Origin of the sequence: Streptomyces sp. NPDC006510, from assembly GCF_040611955.1 — a bacterium.
GTDB lineage: Bacteria > Actinomycetota > Actinomycetes > Streptomycetales > Streptomycetaceae > Streptomyces.
In genome coordinates this window covers 1-19,668 of the sequence record NZ_JBEXPH010000088.1, presented here as the reverse complement: position 1 = coordinate 19,668, position 19,668 = coordinate 1, and the positions used below count along the sequence as shown (strand labels likewise).

Below are 19,668 nucleotides of genomic sequence, written 5' to 3'. Positions count from 1 at the left end.
GCGATGCCGAAAGTCGATCAAGGTAGCCGATTCGAAAGGCGAAGCGTGGCCAAGAAGCAAGGTGCCATCGAAATTGAGGGCACCGTGATCGAGTCCCTCCCGAACGCCATGTTCAAGGTGGAACTCCAGAACGGTCACAAGGTCCTCGCGCACATCAGCGGCAAGATGCGGATGCACTACATCCGAATCCTTCCGGATGACCGGGTTGTCGTGGAGCTCTCCCCGTACGACCTGACGCGTGGCCGGATCGTCTACCGCTACAAGTAGATCTTGCCTCCACCCCGCTTTCGCGCGGTGACGGCACTGACCCGGAGAACCTGACATCCCATGAAGGTCAAGCCGAGCGTCAAGAAGATCTGCGACAAGTGCAAGGTGATCCGCCGTCACGGTCGGGTCATGGTCATCTGCGACAACCTGCGCCACAAGCAGCGCCAGGGCTGACGCACGACCCCCTGCATCTCGCAGCACTTCGCGCGACGCACGTAAAACGTACATACGCAGAGCCCGTCCAAGCTTCGGCTGACGACACCTCCGGTGGGGGCCGGGGACCCGGGCGTACCACCTCTCGTCACGAGAGGTCGGCGATCGGGAGCGGCACTGCGGAAGACCCCCGAATTAACAACTGGAGCCATTGAATGGCACGCGTTTCAGGTGTTGACATCCCGCGCGAAAAGCGCGTGGAGGTTGCCCTCACCTACGTCTTCGGTATCGGGCGCACCCGGTCCAAGGAGATTCTCGCCACCACTGGCGTGAACCCCAACACCCGCGTTCGCGACCTGGCCGAAGAGGACCTGGTCAAGATCCGCGAGTACGTGGACGCCAACCTCCGCACCGAGGGTGACCTCCGTCGCGAGATCCAGGCCGACATCCGCCGCAAGGTCGAGATCGGCTGCTACCAGGGCCTGCGTCACCGCCGCGGTCTGCCGGTCCACGGCCAGCGCACCAGCACGAACGCTCGTACCCGCAAGGGCCCGCGTCGCGCGATCGCCGGTAAGAAGAAGCCGGGCAAGAAGTAGTCCTCAGCGGACGCACTGCGGGCGTCCGGGCCACCGGTCATCCGCAGCAACCAGCGGTCTTCGCTGTAGGACCGATCACCTCCCCTCTCCATCTGGAGTCAAGACATGCCCCCCAAGGGTCGTCAGGGCGCAGCCAAGAAGGTGCGTCGCAAGGAAAAGAAGAACGTCGCTCACGGCCACGCGCACATCAAGAGCACGTTCAACAACACGATCGTCTCGATCACGGACCCCTCGGGCAATGTGATCTCCTGGGCCTCCGCCGGCCACGTCGGCTTCAAGGGCTCGCGCAAGTCCACCCCCTTCGCCGCGCAGATGGCCGCCGAGTCGGCCGCCCGCCGCGCGCAGGAGCACGGCATGCGCAAGGTTGACGTCTTCGTCAAGGGTCCGGGCTCCGGCCGCGAGACCGCGATCCGTTCGCTCCAGGCCACCGGCCTGGAGGTCGGTTCGATCCAGGACGTCACCCCCACTCCGCACAACGGATGCCGGCCGCCCAAGCGTCGCCGCGTCTGATTCCGTCTGAAGCAACGGAGACAACTGGAAAATGGCGCGATACACCGGGGCCGACTGCAAGCGTTGCCGTCGGGAGAAGCAGAAGCTGTTCCTCAAGGGCAGCAAGTGCGAGAGCGCGAAGTGCCCGATCGAGATCCGTCCTTACCCCCCGGGTGAGCACGGACGCGGGCGCACCAAGGACAGCGAGTACCTTCTTCAGCTTCGTGAGAAGCAGAAGTGCTCGCGGATCTACGGTGTTCTTGAACGGCAGTTCGTGAACTACTACAAGGAAGCGAACCAGAAGACCGGCAAGACCGGTGAGAACCTTCTGCGCATCCTTGAGACCCGCCTCGACAACGTGGTCTACCGGGCAGGCTTCGCCAAGTCCCGCGACCACGCCCGTCAGTTGGTGCGTCACGGACACATTGCCGTGAACGGCACGAAGACCGACATTCCGTCGGCCCGCGTCGCCGTGAACGACGTCATCGAGGTTCGTCAGAAGTCCAAGGCCCTGACCCCCTTCCAGGTGGCCCAGGCCGAGGCCGGCGAGCGCACCGTACCGGCGTGGCTCGAAGCCGTGCCGTCGACGATGCGGATCCTCGTGCACTCCCTGCCCGAGCGCCAGGTGATCGACACCCAGGTGCAGGAGCAGCTGATCGTCGAGCTCTACTCCAAGTAGTAGCTCGTGGGTCCGGGCGGTACGGCTCCTTCGGGTCGTGCCGCCCGTACCCTTGTCAGTATCTGGGGGCGTCAAATAGTGGGCGCCCACGACTGAAGGAACGCAACATGCTTATCGCTCAGCGTCCGTCGCTGACCGAAGAGGTCGTTGACGAGTTCCGCTCCCGGTTCGTCATCGAGCCGCTGGAGCCGGGCTTCGGCTACACCCTCGGCAACTCTCTCCGCCGTACGCTCCTCTCCTCGATCCCCGGCGCTGCTGTCACCAGCATCCGGATCGACGGTGTCCTGCACGAGTTCACCACCGTGCCGGGCGTCAAGGAGGACGTCACCGACCTCATCCTCAACATCAAGCAGCTGGTCGTCTCCTCGGAGCACGACGAGCCGGTCGTGATGTACCTGCGCAAGCAGGGTCCCGGCCTGGTCACCGCTGCTGACATCGCCCCGCCGGCCGGTGTCGAGGTCCACAACCCGGACCTGGTCCTGGCCACGCTCAACGGCAAGGGCAAGCTGGAGATGGAGCTGACCGTCGAGCGCGGTCGCGGCTACGTCTCCGCCGTCCAGAACAAGCAGGTGGGCCAGGAGATCGGCCGTATCCCGGTCGACTCCATCTACTCGCCGGTGCTCAAGGTCACGTACAAGGTCGAGGCGACCCGTGTCGAGCAGCGCACCGACTTCGACAAGCTGATCGTCGACGTCGAGACCAAGCAGGCCATGCGTCCCCGTGACGCCATGGCTTCGGCCGGTAAGACCCTGGTCGAGCTGTTCGGTCTGGCGCGCGAGCTCAACATCGACGCCGAGGGCATCGACATGGGCCCGTCCCCGACGGACGCCGCGCTCGCCGCCGATCTGGCGCTGCCGATCGAGGAGCTGGAGCTCACGGTCCGTTCGTACAACTGCCTCAAGCGCGAGGGCATCCACTCCGTGGGTGAGCTCGTGGCTCGTTCCGAGGCCGACCTGCTCGACATCCGCAACTTCGGTGCGAAGTCGATCGACGAGGTCAAGGCGAAGCTGGCCGGCATGGGCCTGGCGCTCAAGGACAGCCCGCCCGGATTCGACCCGACGGCCGCGGCCGACGCCTTCGGCGCCGACGACGACGCGGACGCCGGTTTCGTGGAGACCGAGCAGTACTGATCCGCCTCCGGCTGGGGTGCCCGGTTCTGCGGGTGCCCCGGGCCGGGGTGAGGCATTGCCCTCGATCGCCGGACGGGCCTGACCCGCCCGGCGGTCTCTTGATCTTCCGTGTGGCGTCCGCCGCACGGGAACTGACACCGGTACCTGATACGGCCGGTGCAGCACACAAGGAGAAAAACCATGCCGAAGCCCGCCAAGGGTGCCCGTCTGGGCGGCAGCGCCGCGCACGAGAAGCTGCTTCTCAACAACCTCGCGAAGTCGCTGTTCGAGCACGGCCGCATCACCACGACCGAGGCCAAGGCCCGTCGCCTGCGTCCGGTCGCCGAGCGTTTCATCACCAAGGCGAAGAAGGGCGACATCCACAACCGTCGCCTGGTGCTGCAGTCGATCACGGACAAGGGCGTCGTGCACACGCTCTTCACCGAGATCGCCCCGCGGTACGAGAACCGCCCCGGTGGTTACACCCGCATCACCAAGATCGGCAACCGTCGTGGCGACAACGCCCCGATGGCGGTCATCGAGCTGGTCGAGGCGCTGACCGTGGCCCAGCAGGCCACCGGTGAGGCCGAGGCCGCCACGAAGCGTGCGGTCAAGGAAGACGCCCTCAAGAAGGACGAGGCTCCGGCCGAGGCCGTCGAGGACGCCAAGCCGGCCGACGACGCCGAGTCCAAGGACGCCTGAGCGTTCTGAGACCACTGGACGGGCCCGCATCACCCCTCGGGGCGGTGCGGGCCCGTTCCGTATGTACCTGCGAGTAGCTGCGGAAAAGGACCCTTGGGTGAGTGACGAAGTGGAGCCCGGCTTCGTACGGGTGCGGCTGGACCTGGCGTACGACGGCAAGGACTTCTCGGGCTGGGCGAAGCAGACCTCCAGGCGGACCGTCCAGGGGGAGATCGAGGACGCGCTGCGGACCGTGACGAGGTCCTCGCGGACTTACGACCTGACGGTCGCCGGGCGGACCGATGCCGGGGTGCACGCCCGGGGCCAGGTCGCGCATGTCGATCTGCCGGACGAGGTGTGGGCCGAGCACGGGGACAAGCTGCTGCGGCGGATGGCCGGGCGGATGGCGCCCGACGTACGGATCTGGCGGATCGCGCCGGCGCCCGAAGGGTTCAACGCGCGGTTCTCGGCGCTGTGGCGTCGTTACGCCTACCGCGTCGCCGACCGCCCCGGCGGGGTGGATCCGCTGTTGCGCGGTCATGTGCTGTGGCACGACCGGCCGTTGGACGTGGACGCCATGAACGAGGCGGCCGCCCGGATGGTCGGGGAGCACGACTTCGCCGCGTACTGCAAGAAGCGCGAGGGCGCGACGACCATCCGTACGCTGCAGAAGCTGAGCTGGGTACGGGACGGGGCGAGCGGGATCATGACGGCGACCGTGCAGGCGGACGCGTTCTGCCACAACATGGTCCGCGCGCTGATCGGCGCGGCGCTCTTCGTCGGGGACGGGCGCCGTCCGGCCGAGTGGCCGGCCCAGGTGCTCGCGGCCCGGGTGCGGGACCCCGGGGTGCACGTGGTGCGCCCGCACGGTCTGACTCTGGAGGAAGTGGCCTATCCCGCCGACGAGTTGCTGGCGACCCGCGCCGTGGAGGCACGCAATGTGCGCAGGCTCCCCGGGGGCGGCTGCAGCTGACGCGGCTACTCCCGGGTCGCAGCCGCCGTGGCGGTGTACGCCCGCCGCTGCCGCCAGGCGCGGGTCAGCCCGGCCGCCGGGGACAGGGCCGCGAGCGTGTACGCCGTCGCGAGGGCCGGGGTGATGTCGGGCGCCGCCCAGCCGTGCACCGCGGCCGCCGCGAACAGCAGCAGGAGCAGCGCGCGCAGCAGCCACCAGCGCGGCCGGCGGGGCCGGTACGCGTCCGGGGCCGCCGGGTGTTCGCCGTCCTGGATGGTCATCGTGGTGCGCAGGCCGGCCAGCAGGCCCCGCCGGGTGAGTACCCGGGCGCCCGGCAGGGTGTCCAGGACGTCCGGGCGCTCGCCGAAGCCCGGCGGGAGCGGGGGCAGGTCCAGGGCCGCCAGCAGGTCCGACTGATGGCGGGGCGGGTTGCCGGTGGAGCGGAGAATGTGCGTCAGCGGGCGCGGGTCCGCGAGGGCGAAGGTGCGGGCCAGGGCCTCGGCCGTGGCGGTGACCGCGGCGTGGTCGGGGGCCGGGGACGTGGTGTTCCACTCGTGGGCGGCCAGCGGCCTGCCCTTGAGGAACAGCGTGAGCCCGCAGCGTTCGGGGGTGCGGCGCAGCACCAGCGTGGGCCACTTCTCGCCGGTGGTGAAGTTGTCGGCCGCCGTGGTCAGCGGGTCCTCCGTGGACAGGACCGAGCGCTTGGCGGGGCGGGCCTCGGCGACGGCCTCGACATAGGTGTGCGTGTCGGTCGCGGGGGCGGTGCGGAGCGAGACGCCGCACATCAGCGCCGCCTGTGCCACGTCCGCCGGGCGGGCCGCCGCTATCGCGACCGCGCACGGGGTGCCGGCTGCCTGGACCGGGACGGTCGCCGGTGCGGTGCGGGGTCGCGGCGGACGGCCGAAGAAAGGGGTCAGCGACGCCAGTTGGATACGGGTGCCGGAACGGGTGTCGAGGAACTCCTGACGCGGGTCGTCACCGAAGTACGCCCAGGGGAGCCTGGTGGCATGGGTGCCGATGTCGCGGAAGGCGTCCAGCGCCTCGTCCCAGCGCTCCGAGCGCAGCAGCATCAGGGCCAGGCAGTTGCGGAAGCCGGCCGCCTCCCGGCTGCCCGGTCCGTAGTCCGCCGACAGGTCCAGGGCGCGGGTGAGCGCGGCTGCGACGCGGGGCGCGTACGGGTCGGGGCCGGGCGGTGCGCCGGGGGACAGGATCACGTACTCCAGCGCCGCGAACAGGGGGAGCGCGTGCAGCCTCGAACCGGGCGGTGCGGTGTCGGCCGCGCGCTCGGCGAAGTCGAACATCTCCGCGTGCGAGCCGTGCCACTTCGCGCTGAGGTACGTGAGGGCGGCGGTGTGGCATCCGTAGTGGTGCGGATCGCGGGCCAGGGCCTGTGACCAGTAGTCGTCGAAGACCTCGCGGGGGGCCTGGCTGCCCAGCGCGTGGGTCAGGGCGATGCGCCAGGGCACGGGGTCGGCGGGGTTGAGTTCGGCCGCCCGGCCGATCACCGGTGCGGCGTCCTCCAGCAGCGCGAAGAAGGCCCGGAACTGGTCGGGCGGGACCTGCCGGGCCCCTTCCGCGGTGCGCAGTTCCCAGGCCCGGTGGATGCGGAGGTCCGCCCCGACCAGGGCCGCGTCCGGGTCCTCGGGGGACTCGGCCTGCCAGGCGTCCAGCCAGCCGGGGTTGTGCAGGGCGGCCCCGGCGAGCCGTGTCGCGTAGCCGTCCCTCAGCTCCCACTGCGTGTGCTCGCGGGTCGCGGCGAGCAGTTCCCGGGCGGGGCCGTGGTCGCCGTCGGCGGCCGAGGCCAGGGCGTCCCGGAGCGCGGGGTCCGGCGCGTCGACGGCCACGGCCTCGTCCGGTGGCAGGTCGGCGCCGATGACGGCGCTGTGGCGCAGTACGCGGGGAAGGGTGAGCAGGAACGGACGGCGCACAGGATTCCCGGGGTCCGTCAGCCGGTCTGCGCGGTGGCCGCGGCCGAGGCCTGGAGCTCGCCGCGGTGGCGGATCTGACGGAACGTGAAGTTCGTCAGGTCGTCACCGGTGGCGTAGACGTTCTTGTCGGCCGTGGTGACGCTCTTGCCGCTGGTGAACCCGCTGATGGCGAAGTAGGCGTAACGGCCGTAGGAGTTGGCGGTACGGCGGCAGACCGATCCCGGCGGGCAGAAGGCCGGTACGCCCTGGCCGCTCAGCGTGGCGATGCTGCCGCTGGCCTGCCGGGCCGCCTTCTTGGCCTGTGCTTCCGTCCGGAAGACCGCGAGGCCGACGGTGACGGCGACGCCGTCCTTGCTGTACGTGGCCCGGACGACCTGCTCGCAGCCGTTGTTCACGAGGATCGAGCCGAGGGCGCCCTTGGTGGTCGCGGCGCAGTTCTTCGTCTGCTGCGTCGCGCCCTTGACGTAGACGCGGTTGCCCATCGTCAGCTTCTTCCCGGGGAAGAACGCGTCGACGGTGATCGGCGCCCGGTCCTTCTTCGCGTCGGAGATGTAGTCCTTCGGGTCCGGCGGGGGCGGCGGCGCCACCGAGGAGAACGACGGCTCGGGCTCGGCGGTGTCGTTCGGCAGGTCGCTCGGCGCGGGCAGTTCGCTCGCGTTCTTGCCGGAGTTGTTGTTCTTGTTGGTCGAGATGACCGCCGTGGCCACGATCGCGCCGATCGCCGCGGTGGCGAGCACGCCGCCGCCGATCAGCAGCCACTTCTTGCGTCGGTTGCGCGCGGCGGACTCGTCGGCCAGCGCTGCCCAGTCCGGAGTCCGTGTGCCCCCGGGCCCCCACGAGGGCCCCCCTTGCCCAAAGCTCATGCCGCGATCCTAGAGGAGACATAAACCGGTTGGGCCAGGGCTTCGCGGGCCGTGACAATGCTGTGCATGGGACATCTTGAAGCGGGCCACCTGGAGTACTACCTACCGGACGGGCGGGTGCTGCTCGGCGATGCTTCGTTCCGGGTGGCGGACGGGGCCGTGGTCGCCCTCGTGGGGGCCAACGGTGCCGGGAAGACGACGCTGCTGAGGCTGCTCGCCGGGGACCTCCAGCCGCACGGCGGCTCCGTCTCGGTGAGCGGCGGGCTCGGGGTGATGCCGCAGTTCGTGGGCTCCGTGCGGGACGAACGCTCGGTCCGGGACCTGCTCGTCTCCGTGTCCCAGCCGCGCATCAGGGAGGCGGCCCTGGCGGTCGACCGGGCCGAGGAGCTGATCCTCACCGTCGACGACGAGGCCGCGCAGATGAAGTACGCGCAGGCCCTGAGCGACTGGGCGGAAGCCCGCGGGTACGAGGCCGAGACCGTCTGGGACATGTGCACCATGGCCGCGCTCGGCGTCCCGTACGAGAAGGCGCAGTGGCGCGAGGTGCGCACCCTCTCCGGCGGTGAACAGAAACGCCTGGTGCTGGAGGCGCTGCTGCGCGGCCCCGACGAGGTGCTGCTGCTGGACGAGCCGGACAACTATCTCGACGTGCCGGGCAAGCGGTGGCTGGAGGACAGGCTCAAGGAGACCCGTAAGACGGTCCTCTTCGTCTCCCACGACCGCGAGCTGCTGTCCAGGGCCGCCGAGAAGATCGTCAGCGTGGAGCCGAGCCCGGCGGGCAGCGACGTGTGGGTGCACGGAGCCGGCTTCGACACGTACCACCAGGCCCGCAAGGACCGGTTCGCCCGGTTCGAGGAGTTGCTGCGGCGCTGGGAGGAGGAGCACGCCCGGCTGAAGGCGCTGGTCCACCGGCTGCGGCAGCAGGCGGCGATCAGCCCCGACATGGCGTCCCGCTACCGGGCGATGCAGACCCGCTTCAAGAAGTTCGAGGACGCGGGCCCGCCGCCGGAGCCGCCGCGCGAGCAGGACATCAAGATGCGGCTGCGCGGCGGCCGGACCGGGGTACGCGCGGTGACCTGCAAGAACCTTGAGCTGACCGGGCTGATGAAGCCGTTCGACCTGGAGATCTTCTACGGGGAACGGGTTGCCGTCCTCGGCTCGAACGGATCGGGGAAGTCGCACTTCCTGCGGCTCCTCGCGGGCGAGCAGGTCGCGCACACCGGGGAGTGGAAACTCGGGGCACGGGTCGTACCGGGGCACTTCGCGCAGACCCACGCCCATCCGGAGCTGCTCGGGCACACCCTCGTCGAGATCCTGTGGACCGAGCACGCCAAGGACCGCGGAGGGGCGATGTCCGTGCTGCGCCGCTACGAGCTGGAGCGCCAGGGCGACCAGCCCTTCGAGAAGCTGTCCGGCGGGCAGCAGGCGCGGTTCCAGATCCTGCTCCTGGAGCTGGCCGGCACGACCGCGCTGCTGTTGGACGAGCCGACGGACAACCTGGACCTGGAGTCGGCGGAGGCGCTGCAGGACGGTCTGGAGGTGTACGAGGGAACGGTGCTGGCCGTCACGCACGACCGGTGGTTCGCGAAGTCCTTCGACCGCTATCTGGTGTTCGGCTCGGACGGCGTCGTACGCGAGACGGCGGAGCCGGTGTGGGACGAGCGGAGGGTGAAGCGGGCGCGGTAGACCGGTGGGAAGACGGCCCGGAACCCCCGCCAGGGCAGGGGTTCCGGGGCTGTTTTGACCCGTGCAGGGGAGCGACGGTATTCTTCTGGTTTGTTATGCGTATTGGCTTGGTCGTTCTCACGCGAGGGGCCCTTACGCCGGTCCACCGGGCCGATGACCAGCGGCAGGCACTCGGGTTGCGTCCCCGCAGCGCCGCCAAGGCTGGTGTGATCGTCCGGGTGGCCTTGTCAGGACCCACTCACTGAAGAAGCGAAGGCTACGACCGTGCGTACGTACAGCCCCAAGCCCGGCGATGTGACGCGCCAGTGGCACATCATTGACGCGCAGGACATCGTCCTGGGTCGTCTGGCCACCACGGCTGCGAACCTCCTCCGCGGCAAGCACAAGGCGATCTACGCCCCCCACATGGACATGGGCGACTTCGTCATCATCATCAACGCCGAGAAGGTTCACCTCTCCGGCAACAAGAAGACCCAGAAGATGGCGTACCGCCACTCCGGGTTCCCGGGTGGTCTGCGCTCCGTCCGTTACGACGAGCTGCTCGCCAAGAGCCCCGAGAAGGCCGTCGAGAAGGCCATCAAGGGCATGATCCCCAAGAACAGCCTGGGCCGTCAGATGCTCTCGAAGCTCAAGGTCTACGCGGGCGACCAGCACCCGCACGCTGCTCAGCAGCCGGTCCCGTTCGAGATCACCCAGGTCGCGCAGTAGTTCCGGCCTCCCCCTAAGACCAAAAGAAAGATCTGAGGAGAATCGTGGCCGAGACCACTGTTGAGAACCCCGTCGAGGGCACCGAGGGCGAAGAGGTCTTCGCCGAGGTGACCACCTTCGAGTCCGAGGTTCCCGTCGAGGGCGAGTACGCCAGCGAGTCGCTGGCGTCCCGCTTCGGCGACCCGCAGCCCGCCGCCGGCCTTGGCCGTCGGAAGAACGCCATTGCCCGCGTCCGGATCGTTCCGGGCACCGGCAAGTGGAAGATCAACGGTCGCACCCTTGAGGACTACTTCCCCAACAAGGTGCACCAGCAGGAAGTCAACGAGCCCTTCAAGGTGCTCGAACTCGACAACCGCTACGACGTCATCGCCCGCATCTCGGGTGGCGGCGTCTCGGGTCAGGCCGGCGCCCTGCGTCTCGGCGTGGCCCGTGCGCTGAACGAGGCGGACGTGGACAACAACCGCGCCCCGCTGAAGAAGGCCGGCTTCCTCTCCCGTGACGACCGTGCGGTCGAGCGCAAGAAGGCCGGTCTCAAGAAGGCCCGCAAGGCCCCGCAGTACAGCAAGCGCTAAACCGCCTGCTCATCTGCTTTACACGTTCGCCCCGGCGGCACACCTCGTGCTGGCCGGGGCGTTCGTTTATCGGCACCCTCGGGCGTATAACGGCATAAGACGTTCATAGGCTTGTTGCGTTGCTTTGGTTGATTTGGTTTTGCGGTTTCGGAGCATCTTCGGAGGACACCAGTGGGACGACTCTTCGGCACGGACGGTGTGCGCGGTGTCGCCAATGCGGATCTGACGGCCGAGCTGGCGCTCGGTCTCTCGGTCGCTGCGGCGCATGTTCTCGCCGAGGGGAGCACCCTCGACGGAACCAGGCCGACAGCCGTGGTGGGCCGCGACCCACGCGCGTCCGGAGAGTTCCTGGAGGCCGCCGTGGTGGCCGGTCTCGCCAGCGCGGGTGTGGACGTCCTGCGCGTCGGTGTGCTGCCCACCCCGGCGGTGGCGTATCTCACCGGTGCGCTCGGTGCCGACCTCGGTGTGATGCTCTCCGCGAGCCACAACTCCATGCCGGACAACGGTGTCAAGTTCATCGCCCGCGGCGGTCACAAGCTCTCCGACGAGCTGGAGGACCGGATCGAGTCGATCTACCAGCAGCACCGCACCGGTGAGCCGTGGGAGCGCCCGACCGGCGCCGGTGTGGGGCGCGTCACCGAGTACGCGGAGGGCTTCGACCGTTACGTGGCCCACCTCGTCGCGGTCCTGCCGAACCGGCTCGACGGGCTGAAGGTGGTGCTCGACGAGGCGCACGGCGCGGCCGCCCGGGTCTCGCCCGAGGCCTTCGCGCGGGCCGGCGCCGAGGTGATCACGATCGGCGCGGACCCGAACGGCCTGAACATCAACGACGGTTGCGGCTCCACCCATCTGGAGCCGCTGAAGGCCGCCGTCGTCGAGCACGGCGCCGACTTCGGCATCGCGCACGACGGCGACGCCGACCGCTGCCTGGCCGTGGACGCCACCGGCGAGGAGGTCGACGGCGACCAGATCCTGGCCGTCCTCGCCCTCGCCATGCGCGAGGCCGGACAGCTGCGCAAGGACACCGTGGTCGGCACCGTGATGTCCAACCTCGGCTTCAAGATCGCGATGGAGCGCGAGGGCATCCAGCTCGTCCAGACCGCCGTCGGCGACCGCTACGTACTGGAGTCGATGAAGGCCGAGGGCTACGCGCTGGGCGGCGAGCAGTCCGGCCATGTCATCGTCCTGGACCACGCCACGACCGGCGACGGCACGCTGACCGGCCTGCTGCTGGCGGCCCGGGTCGCGGCCACCGGCCGTACGCTCGCCGATCTGGCCGGGGTCATGCAGCGGCTGCCGCAGCTGCTGATCAACGTCCGCGACGTCGACAAGTCCCGGGTCGGGACCTCCCCGGACGTCGCCGCGGCCGTGGCCGAGGCCGAGCGCGAGCTGGGCTCCACCGGACGCGTACTGCTGCGCCAGTCGGGTACGGAGCCGCTGGTGCGGGTCATGGTCGAGGCGTCCGACATCGAGCAGGCGCGGGCGGTCGCCGAGCGGCTGGCCGATGTGGTGAAGTCCGCGCTGGGGTAGGGCATGCGCGCACCGCCGTCCGGTGGACGGCGGTGCGGGCCGCCGCGCTCCGTCCGGTCCACCGGACCGAAGCGCACCACCGGACCGAAGCGCTTCACCCGAGGAACCCGGACGGCCCGGCGCGCGCCGCTGTCACCGGGCTCGGGTACCCCTGAGGCACTCCGGTCGTCCAGGCCTCAGTGCGCCGTGACCTGGTCGGGTTCCGGCGCAGGTGCGGTGGCGCGGTCCTGCGGGCGGCCGCCCGCGGCGGGCCGCGGGCGGACCGGCCACCAGAGGCTCCGGCCGAGGAGCGTGGCAAGGGCGGGGACCAGCACCAGCGAGAGGACGAGCGCGGAGAGCATGATGCCGAGCGTCATCGCGAAGGCGATCTGTTCGTTTCCCGGGGTCGTGGCGAGCGTGGCGAAGGAGCCGGCCAGCACCAGCCCGGCCGTCGCGATGGCCGGTGTCGTGTGCCGTACCGCGCGGGCCACGGCGGCGCGGGCCGGGCCCGGTCGCTGCATCTCCTCCCGGATCCGGTCGGTGACCAGGATGTTGTAGTCGGTGCCCAGTGCCACGACGAACAGGAACAGCACCAGTGGCAGGGTGAAGTCGACGCCCGGTTCGCCGAGGGCGTGCTGGAAGAGCAGCGTGGCGGCGCCGAGGGTTGCGGCGAAGCCGAGCCCGACGGAGAGCATCAGGACCACCGGTGCGAGCAGGCTGCGCAGGAGCAGCAGGAGAATCAGCGCGATCAGCGCGGCCGCGACCGGGAACACGATCTTCAGGTCGTGGTCGACGGCAGTCGCGACGTCGGCGAAGATCGCCGCCGTCCCGCCCACATGTGCCGTCGTCCCGGCGGGCGTGTGCTGGGCGACGGCGTCCCGGATCGGTCCGGAGGCCAGGTCGCGGGCCTGTTGGCTCTGAGGGTCCGCGATCGGGTAGAGGTCGATCCGGGCGGCACGGCGGTCCTTGTTCAGGACCGTCGGTGCGACCTTGCCCATGCCGTCGACCTGGGTGAGTGCCCGGGAGAGGCCGCCCAGTCGGTCGGTGGTGAGGGTGCCGCCGTCCTTGGCGGTGACGAAGACGCTCGTCGGGTCCGACACTCCGGCCGGCAGGGTGCGGGAGATCTCGGCCGCGGTGGTCGCGGCGGGGGTACGGTCGCCGGAGTCGCCCCGGCCGTAGTCCATGCGGATGCCGGTCAACCCGGCGGCCAGCGCGGCGAGCAGGGCGACGGAGGCCGTCAGCATCGTCAGCGGCCGTCGCGTGACCAGCGTGCCGAGGCGGGCGGCACGGCCTTCGCTCGGCTTGTGGCGAAGGGTTTTGGAGGGCCAGAACATCTTGCGCCCGGCGGCCGCGAGCAGCGCCGGCAGCAGGGTGAGGCTGCCGAGCAGCATCACCAGGACCGCGACGGCGATCGCGGGGCCCAGCGAGCGGAACTGCCCGAAGGTCGCCAGGCCCAGCGTGGCGAAAGCGGCCACGATGGTCAGCGCCGCCGAGGTGATCGCGGCGCCCACCCGGCCGGAGACCTCCTCGGCCGCCTCGCGGGCGGACTGTTCGGGCCGGTCGCGCAGTTGCTCGCGGAAGCGGAACAGCAGGAACAGCAGGTAGTCGATGCCGATGCCGAGCAGGACCACGTTGATCAGCCCCGGGGTGCCCGCGTCGAGCTTGCGCCCGGTGAGTATCGCGGCACCCGCCACGGCTCCCGCCGCCACGCCGCCGATGACGGCGACCGCGAGCAGCGGCAGCAGGGCCGCCAGTGCACTGCGGAACACCAGCACGTTGAGCAGGACGATGAGCCCCATGACGAGGGCGCTCCCGACCGTCGCGGCGGTCTCGTGGGCGTCGGTGGTGTCGACGGTGTCGGCGAGACTCCCGGTGAAACCGGTGCGCATCCCCGCCTCGGAGAACTGTGTCCGGGCGGCGTCCCGGAAGGTCCGGTAGACGCCCTGGACCCCCTTGTCCGTGGGATTCCCCGTCAGCTGGACGGAGAGCAGTTCGAAACTCCGGTCGGGCGCCGTCATCGCCGGGGCGATCTCGGGCGTCTGGGAGCGGTCCGGGACCAGGAACCGCGGCATGTCGTCTTCCCTGGGCATGATCACCCGGCGCTGCGCCAGCTTCGCCGCCTCGGCCTCGACCCGCTTCCGGTCGGCGGCGCCGAGGGCCTTGCCGTCGGACCGGGCGACCAGCATCGTCACCGTGGTGGCGTCGGGGTTCACCCCGAACTGTTCCTGGGCGATCTGAAGCGCGGCGGCCGAGTCGTAGCTGCGCGGCAGGAAGTCCCCGGTCCGGTGCTGGGTGACGCGGCCGATCAGGGTCGGGGCCAGGGCGCTCAGCACGACACCCAGCACCGCCCAGAGGGCGATGACCTTCCACGGGTGTCTGGTGGAATATCCGGTCAGGGCACGGATCACGAGGTCCTCCGGCGGGCGGACTTGAATGCGGACGTCTGCCGGGGGCTCCCGGCACCGCTCTCCAGACCATCACCGTGAGAGGCGGCGGGCGTCGTGGCAGCGGATGATCCGGACCAGGGACCCGGGCCCTTCCCCGGCCCGCGACCAGGACCCTGGTCCTAGTCCTGGTCAAGGGCCTGCGACTGCCGCGGCCGGTGCTGTGCAACTCTGTCCCCGGGGGCCGGACACAGGGGGAACAGACATGGCCAGGAGCCGACACATCGGGCCCGACGGTGCCCGGGAGCCGCAGCACATCGACAGCGCCGAGCCGCCGTGGACCCGTAACGACGCACTCGTGACCGGCGGGGCCTGCGCGATGAACCTGCTCAGCTACGTGTTCTTCGACGACCCCGACGGCCGGCACGACGTGAGCGTGGCCGGGTTCCTCCTCCTCGCCCTGGCGGCCGTACCGCTGCTCGCCAGGCGAAGCCACCCGGTGGCGGCGCTCGCCGCCGTACTGGCACTCGACGCGACGGCCACCCTGACCGTCCCGCTGCCCAGCCACTTCGGTGCCGTCCTGGTGGTCGCCCTGTACACGGTCGCCAGGGCCTGCCCCGGGCGGGTTACGGCGGTCGCGACTGTCGCGACGATGTCGCTGACACTGCTGAGCCAGAGCAACGGCCGGATCCCGCCCTGGCAGGAGGCCATCACCCCGCCCCTCTCCACCATGATCGTCGTCGGCACCGCCATGGCGGTCAACCGCTGGCAGCGGGAGGTGGCGGCCAACCGCAGACTCCTTGCCGACCGCGCGGTGGCCGACGAACGCCGCCGCATCGCAAGGGAGTTGCACGACATCGTGGCCCACCACATCACCACCATGCAGCTGATGGCCGGTGGAGCCCGGGCCAACCTCGCCCGCCCGGAGGTGGTCCGGGACGCCCTGGTCACCCTGGAGTCCTCCGGGCGGCTCGCGCTGCGCGAGATGCGCCAGCTCCTCGATGTGCTGCGGGCCGGCGACGAACCGGAGTCCGCGCCGTCGCTGCCCCAGCCCGGCATCGAAGACCTCGACCGGCTGGTGGCCGAGTCCCGCCTTGCCGGACTGCCGACCGGGTTCGCCGTGCACGGGCCGCAGCGTCCGCTGCCGCCGACCGTCGGCCTCACGGTGTTCCGGATCGCCCAGGAGGCCCTCACCAACTCTCGCAAGTACGCGGGGGACGCCCGCGCGTCCGTACAGCTGACGTACCACCAGGACCGGATCACCGTCGAGGTGCGGGACGACGGTGGGGGCGCACCGCCGCGGGAGCGGGCGTCGGCGGAGGGCTCGGGCGGTTACGGCCTGATCGGCATGCGCGAGCGCGTCGCCCTGCACGGCGGCACCCTGACCGCCGGCCCGCAGGCCGGTGGGGGGTTCGCCGTGGTGGCCGACCTGCCCCTGAGCACGGACGAGGCGGCCGAAGCGGCCGTCCAGCACAAGGGAGCACACCGATGAACGGGACCGGGCCGACGCCGCCGAGGATCAGGGTGCTGATCGCGGACGACCAGCCGCTGGTCCGGCGCGGTCTGTCGCTGATCCTCTCCCCCGACCCGTCCTTCGAGGTGGTCGGCGAGGCCGAGGACGGCGCGCAGGCCGTCACCCTCGCCCGCCGACTGCGCCCCGACGTCGTGGTGATGGACATCCGGATGCCCGTCCTCGACGGGGTCGGCGCGACCGGGGAAATCGCCGCCACCGTGCCCGGCTGCCGGGTCCTGGCCCTCAGCACCTTCGACCTCGACGAGTACGTCGTGGGTGCCCTGCGCGCCGGGGCCTACGGGTTCCTGCCGAAGGACAGCTCCCCGGAGGACCTCGGCGCGGCGATCCGCACCGTCCATGCCGGCGAGGCCGTCGTCGCGCCGCGCCTGCTCACCAGGCTGATCTCCACCCACGTACGGGCACCGAGCGATGCGCGGCCGGCCCCCACCGGCCTGGCCGGCCCGGGTGAACTCACCCCCCGCGAGGTCGATGTGTGGCGCCTGATGGCCACCGGCCTCGACAACACCGAGATCTCCCGCGCCCTGGGCATCAGCCTCTCCACGGTCAAGAACTACATCACCAGCATCTTCGGCAAGCTCGGCGTCCGCGACCGCGCCCAGGCGGTCATCGCGGCCTACGAATCGGGCCTGGTCACTGCGCGCGCGGACTGACGCCGAGCCCCGTCGTCCGTGCGCGGACCAGGGCCTGTCCGACCCTGATCCGCCGGAGGGGGCGGCCCTAATCGCCGGACGGGCTCGCGACCGGGCCCGTCCGGCGGCGGTGTGCCGCCCACAGGGCCTTCTGGACCAGCAGGGTCAGCGTCCCCGCGACCACGATCCCGCCGAGGTTCGCCAGCAGTTGCGCCGTGGAGCCCCACATCTGGCCGTAGTCGCTGTAGCTGAACGCCACCGCCGCGTTGGCCGCGGCCGGCACGGTCGTCACCGAGATCGCGACCCCGATCAGCGCCCCGGACTTCGCCGAGGTGAGCGAGAGCGTTCCGGCGATCCCGGCCAGGAAGGCCACCACGAACGACATCGCGTCGGGCTTCCAGATGAACGCGGTGTTGGGACGGTCGGCCTCGATCATCGAGCGGGTGAACAGCCCGGAGGCGTCCATCAGCCAGGCGAACCCGGCCGTCAGCACCATCGCGATGGCGAAGCCGCCGATCAGCGCGTACGCCGAACGCAGCGCCAGTCGCGGAGCACGCTGCACCAGGGCGGTGGAGATCCCGGCCAGCGGCCCGAACTCGGGGCCGACCGCCATCGCGCCCACGATCAGGATCGCGTTGTCGAGCATCACACCGCAGGCGGCGAGCATCGTCGCGACGGCGAGGAACGCCACGTACGTGACGCTGAACGTCGACTCCTCGTGGGTCGCCTCCGTCAGCTCCTCCCACAGCACCGCGTCCGCTCCCTCGCCCGGCGCGTCCTCCTCCGCCTTGTCGGCGTGTGCGGAGAGCGTCAGGTCCGTGTTCTCGACGGTGATCGAACCGGACTTGTCGATCCCGAGGCGGCGCAGCGCGGAGATCAGCTCGTCGCCCGCCTCACGGGCCACATCGCACAGGACCATGTCTCCCGCCGGGTCGCGGGCGGCCCCGGCCAGCACGACGAGATGCGTCGTTCCGAGAGTGCTCTCCACCAGGTGCACCACCTCGTCCGTGCGGTCGGCGGGGACGATCAGGCGCAGATGCAGCACGTGTCCACTCCCGTGGGGTTCAGAGCTTGCGCAGGGACAGCCGCTGGACCTTGTGGTCCGGGCCCTTGCGCAGCACCAGGGTGGCACGGCCCCGGGTGGGCGCGACATTCTCCACCAGATTGGGCTTGTTGATGGTCCGCCACATCGTCGCCGCGTACTCCATGGCCTCCTCCTCGGAGACCTGGGTGTACTTGCGGAAGTACGAGAACGGGTTCTGGAACGCCGTAGCGCGCAGCTTCCGGAACCGGTCGAGGTACCAGCTCTCGATGTCCTCGGTGCGCGCGTCCACGTACACGCTGAAGTCGAAGTAGTCGGCGAGACCGACCCTGGTCCGGCCGTCCTTGCCGGGCATCGCGGGCTGCAGCACGTTCAGCCCCTCGACGATCAGGATGTCGGGACGGCGTACGGTGAGCCGCTGGTCCGGCACGATGTCGTAGATCAGGTGCGAGTAGACGGGTGCCGTCACCTCGTCCTTGCCGGCCTTGATGTCGGCGACGAAACGGGTCAGGGCGCGCCGGTCGTACGACTCGGGGAACCCCTTGCGCGACATCAGGCCGCGGGCCCGGAGCTCCTTCATCGGCAGCAGGAAGCCGTCCGTGGTCACCAGCTCCACGCGCGGGTGCTCGGGCCAGCGGGCCAGCAGCGCCTGGAGGATGCGCGCGGTGGTGGACTTGCCGACGGCGACACTGCCCGCGACGCCTATGACGAACGGGGTGCCGCGCTGCTCGCCGTGGCCGTTTCCGGCGTCTCCGAGAAAGGTGTTCAGGGCACCGCGCAGCCCCGAGGTGGCCTGGACGTAGAGGTTGAGGAGCCGGGAGAGCGGCAGGTAGACGTCCCGTACCTCGTCGAGGTCGATGACGTCCCCGAGCCCGCGCAGCCGCTCCACCTCGTCGGCGGTCAGCGGCAGCGGTGTCTTGTCGCGCAGGGCGCTCCACTCGGCGCGGGACAGGTCGACGTACGGCGTCGCCGCATGCTCGGCGCGTCGGTGGGTGCTCCGTGGCGGCGAAGTGATCACGCGTTCATTGTTGCGGGAGTTGTGACGGAGTGGGGGGTGGGCTCGGTCACGTGGGGAGGGCGGGAGCGGTGGCGCCGTCGTAGCTCACGGCTGCGTGCTCACCTTTCTGAGCACGCAGAGCTTTCCGCTGTCGGGGTCGCCGATGAACGTCCACAGGACGGCGGAATCGGTCTTCCCCCTGGCCACGAGCCGGCCGCTGACATTGCCGGGGGCGAATTCGGTGGACAGCTCCGTCGCGCCGTCCTGGGTCGCGTACTCGCCGGACTCCCATGTTCCGGTCCCGGTCATGGTGGCGGGGAAGCCGAATCCGGAACTGTCGCCGGTGACGTCGTCCGTGTAGTCGCCGCAGATGTTCGTGGCGCTGAGGGTGCCGTCCTCGGCGAGGACGAGCCGGCCGCCGTGTTCGTCCTGCCAGGTGCCCCGCAGCTGATCCCGCGTCAGTACGAGCGGTGGGCCGTCCGGCTCCGGGGGGACGTTCACGACGCGCAGGAGAAGCACCAGCACGAACAGCCCGACGGGTACGAGCACCACGAGGACCGCCCCGATGCACAGCCCCGTCACGACGGCGGTCCAGCTCGGCATCCCGCGCTTGGGCGGAGGGGGACCGGGGAAGGGCTGGGAGGGCCGGAGGTCCCAGGGCGGTTGCTGTGATGACGTGACTGGTCCTTCGGCGCCGGACATGCGCCCCCACCCCCCGATTCTCGGCCGACCGGCCGAAACGGGTACCGGTCGGCGGCGACGCCATGATGCACCCGGGCTCACCTGCGGTTGTCGGCGGGGCCGGTGTCGCGGCGTCGTGGTGTGCGGTGTCGCGGGAGGCGGGAGGCGGGAGGCGGGAGGCGGGAGGCGCGGCCAGGGGATTGCCCGGC

General features: G+C 70.4%; 20 protein-coding genes. 14 read left to right on the top strand and 6 right to left on the bottom strand.

Annotated features, from left to right (window positions below):
- Positions 1 to 45 precede the first annotated feature (45 nt).
- The 8 genes from infA to truA all read left to right on the top strand — a co-directional run bounded on the left by infA (position 46) and on the right by truA (position 4,947).
- On the top strand, positions 46 to 267 hold the full coding sequence (infA, locus tag ABZY11_RS24830) for a translation initiation factor IF-1 (protein WP_003956442.1): 222 nt from the start codon (positions 46 to 48) through the stop codon (positions 265 to 267).
- Between the two features lie 60 nt (positions 268 to 327).
- The gene (gene rpmJ / locus ABZY11_RS24825) at positions 328 to 441 is read left to right on the top strand and encodes a 50S ribosomal protein L36 (protein WP_003956441.1); all 114 of its coding nucleotides are present in this window, start codon (positions 328 to 330) and stop codon (positions 439 to 441) included.
- Positions 442 to 635: 194 nt separating this feature from the next.
- Positions 636 to 1,016, top strand: a complete 381-nt coding sequence (gene rpsM, locus ABZY11_RS24820) for a 30S ribosomal protein S13 (RefSeq protein ID WP_018519286.1) — start codon at positions 636 to 638, stop codon at positions 1,014 to 1,016.
- Between the two features lie 105 nt (positions 1,017 to 1,121).
- Positions 1,122 to 1,526 carry a 30S ribosomal protein S11 gene (gene rpsK / locus ABZY11_RS24815; protein WP_003956432.1) on the top strand — a complete coding sequence of 135 codons (405 nt, stop codon included), beginning with the start codon at positions 1,122 to 1,124 and terminating at the stop codon, positions 1,524 to 1,526.
- Between the two features lie 31 nt (positions 1,527 to 1,557).
- On the top strand, positions 1,558 to 2,184 hold the full coding sequence (gene rpsD, locus ABZY11_RS24810; protein ID WP_093897256.1) for a 30S ribosomal protein S4: 627 nt from the start codon (positions 1,558 to 1,560) through the stop codon (positions 2,182 to 2,184).
- 107 nt (positions 2,185 to 2,291) lie between these two features.
- Entirely contained in the window at positions 2,292 to 3,314 is a 1,023-nt protein-coding gene (locus ABZY11_RS24805; RefSeq protein WP_003966937.1) for a DNA-directed RNA polymerase subunit alpha, read from the top strand.
- Positions 3,315 to 3,494: 180 nt separating this feature from the next.
- Positions 3,495 to 3,995, top strand: coding sequence for a 50S ribosomal protein L17 (rplQ, locus tag ABZY11_RS24800; RefSeq protein ID WP_072486706.1), 501 nt, complete (start codon positions 3,495 to 3,497; stop codon positions 3,993 to 3,995).
- 97 nt (positions 3,996 to 4,092) lie between these two features.
- Positions 4,093 to 4,947 (top strand): tRNA pseudouridine(38-40) synthase TruA, encoded by an 855-nt coding sequence (gene truA, locus ABZY11_RS24795; protein WP_356481261.1) that lies wholly within the window; start codon positions 4,093 to 4,095, stop codon positions 4,945 to 4,947.
- Between the two features lie 5 nt (positions 4,948 to 4,952).
- On the opposite strand, the gene ABZY11_RS24790 is transcribed toward truA, so the two are convergent.
- Together ABZY11_RS24790 and ABZY11_RS24785 are read right to left on the bottom strand one after the other, a co-directional pair.
- The gene (locus tag ABZY11_RS24790) at positions 4,953 to 6,854 is read right to left on the bottom strand and encodes a hypothetical protein (protein ID WP_356481260.1); all 1,902 of its coding nucleotides are present in this window, start codon (positions 6,852 to 6,854) and stop codon (positions 4,953 to 4,955) included.
- A 17-nt stretch (positions 6,855 to 6,871) separates the two neighbouring features.
- Positions 6,872 to 7,717, bottom strand: a complete 846-nt coding sequence (locus ABZY11_RS24785; RefSeq protein ID WP_356481259.1) for a hypothetical protein — start codon at positions 7,715 to 7,717, stop codon at positions 6,872 to 6,874.
- A gap of 57 nt (positions 7,718 to 7,774) precedes the next feature.
- Between ABZY11_RS24785 and ABZY11_RS24780 the strand changes: the two genes are divergently transcribed.
- The 4 genes from ABZY11_RS24780 to glmM all read left to right on the top strand — a co-directional run bounded on the left by ABZY11_RS24780 (position 7,775) and on the right by glmM (position 12,213).
- The gene (locus ABZY11_RS24780) at positions 7,775 to 9,403 is read left to right on the top strand and encodes an ATP-binding cassette domain-containing protein (RefSeq protein ID WP_356481266.1); all 1,629 of its coding nucleotides are present in this window, start codon (positions 7,775 to 7,777) and stop codon (positions 9,401 to 9,403) included.
- Between the two features lie 264 nt (positions 9,404 to 9,667).
- Entirely contained in the window at positions 9,668 to 10,111 is a 444-nt protein-coding gene (rplM, locus tag ABZY11_RS24775; protein ID WP_072486702.1) for a 50S ribosomal protein L13, read from the top strand.
- Between the two features lie 44 nt (positions 10,112 to 10,155).
- Positions 10,156 to 10,683: a 30S ribosomal protein S9 gene (rpsI, locus tag ABZY11_RS24770; RefSeq protein WP_356481258.1), complete on the top strand. Its 528-nt coding sequence runs from the start codon at positions 10,156 to 10,158 to the stop codon at positions 10,681 to 10,683.
- A gap of 171 nt (positions 10,684 to 10,854) precedes the next feature.
- Complete coding sequence (gene glmM, locus ABZY11_RS24765) at positions 10,855 to 12,213, top strand: phosphoglucosamine mutase (protein WP_356481257.1); 1,359 nt, start codon at positions 10,855 to 10,857, stop codon at positions 12,211 to 12,213.
- A 176-nt stretch (positions 12,214 to 12,389) separates the two neighbouring features.
- Here the strand turns inward: glmM and ABZY11_RS24760 are convergent, their stop codons facing one another.
- Positions 12,390 to 14,600 (bottom strand): MMPL family transporter, encoded by a 2,211-nt coding sequence (locus ABZY11_RS24760; RefSeq protein WP_356481256.1) that lies wholly within the window; start codon positions 14,598 to 14,600, stop codon positions 12,390 to 12,392.
- 241 nt (positions 14,601 to 14,841) lie between these two features.
- Here ABZY11_RS24760 and ABZY11_RS24755 point away from each other — a divergent pair, with 241 nt between their 5' ends.
- Positions 14,842 to 16,068, top strand: a complete 1,227-nt coding sequence (locus tag ABZY11_RS24755; RefSeq protein ID WP_356481255.1) for a sensor histidine kinase — start codon at positions 14,842 to 14,844, stop codon at positions 16,066 to 16,068.
- Positions 16,065 to 16,760 (top strand): response regulator transcription factor, encoded by a 696-nt coding sequence (locus ABZY11_RS24750; RefSeq protein ID WP_356481254.1) that lies wholly within the window; start codon positions 16,065 to 16,067, stop codon positions 16,758 to 16,760. The genes ABZY11_RS24755 and ABZY11_RS24750 overlap by 4 nt, the downstream gene beginning before the upstream one ends.
- Before the next feature lie 67 nt (positions 16,761 to 16,827).
- Here ABZY11_RS24750 and ABZY11_RS24745 read toward each other — a convergent pair whose 3' ends face one another.
- The 3 genes from ABZY11_RS24745 to ABZY11_RS24735 form a co-directional block, all read right to left on the bottom strand.
- Positions 16,828 to 17,784, bottom strand: coding sequence for a DUF389 domain-containing protein (locus tag ABZY11_RS24745; RefSeq protein ID WP_356481253.1), 957 nt, complete (start codon positions 17,782 to 17,784; stop codon positions 16,828 to 16,830).
- Positions 17,785 to 17,803: 19 nt separating this feature from the next.
- Positions 17,804 to 18,799 (bottom strand): type I pantothenate kinase, encoded by a 996-nt coding sequence (gene coaA, locus ABZY11_RS24740; RefSeq protein WP_356481252.1) that lies wholly within the window; start codon positions 18,797 to 18,799, stop codon positions 17,804 to 17,806.
- Positions 18,800 to 18,883: 84 nt separating this feature from the next.
- Positions 18,884 to 19,381 carry a hypothetical protein gene (locus ABZY11_RS24735; protein ID WP_356481251.1) on the bottom strand — a complete coding sequence of 166 codons (498 nt, stop codon included), beginning with the start codon at positions 19,379 to 19,381 and terminating at the stop codon, positions 18,884 to 18,886.
- Positions 19,382 to 19,668 lie beyond the last annotated feature (287 nt).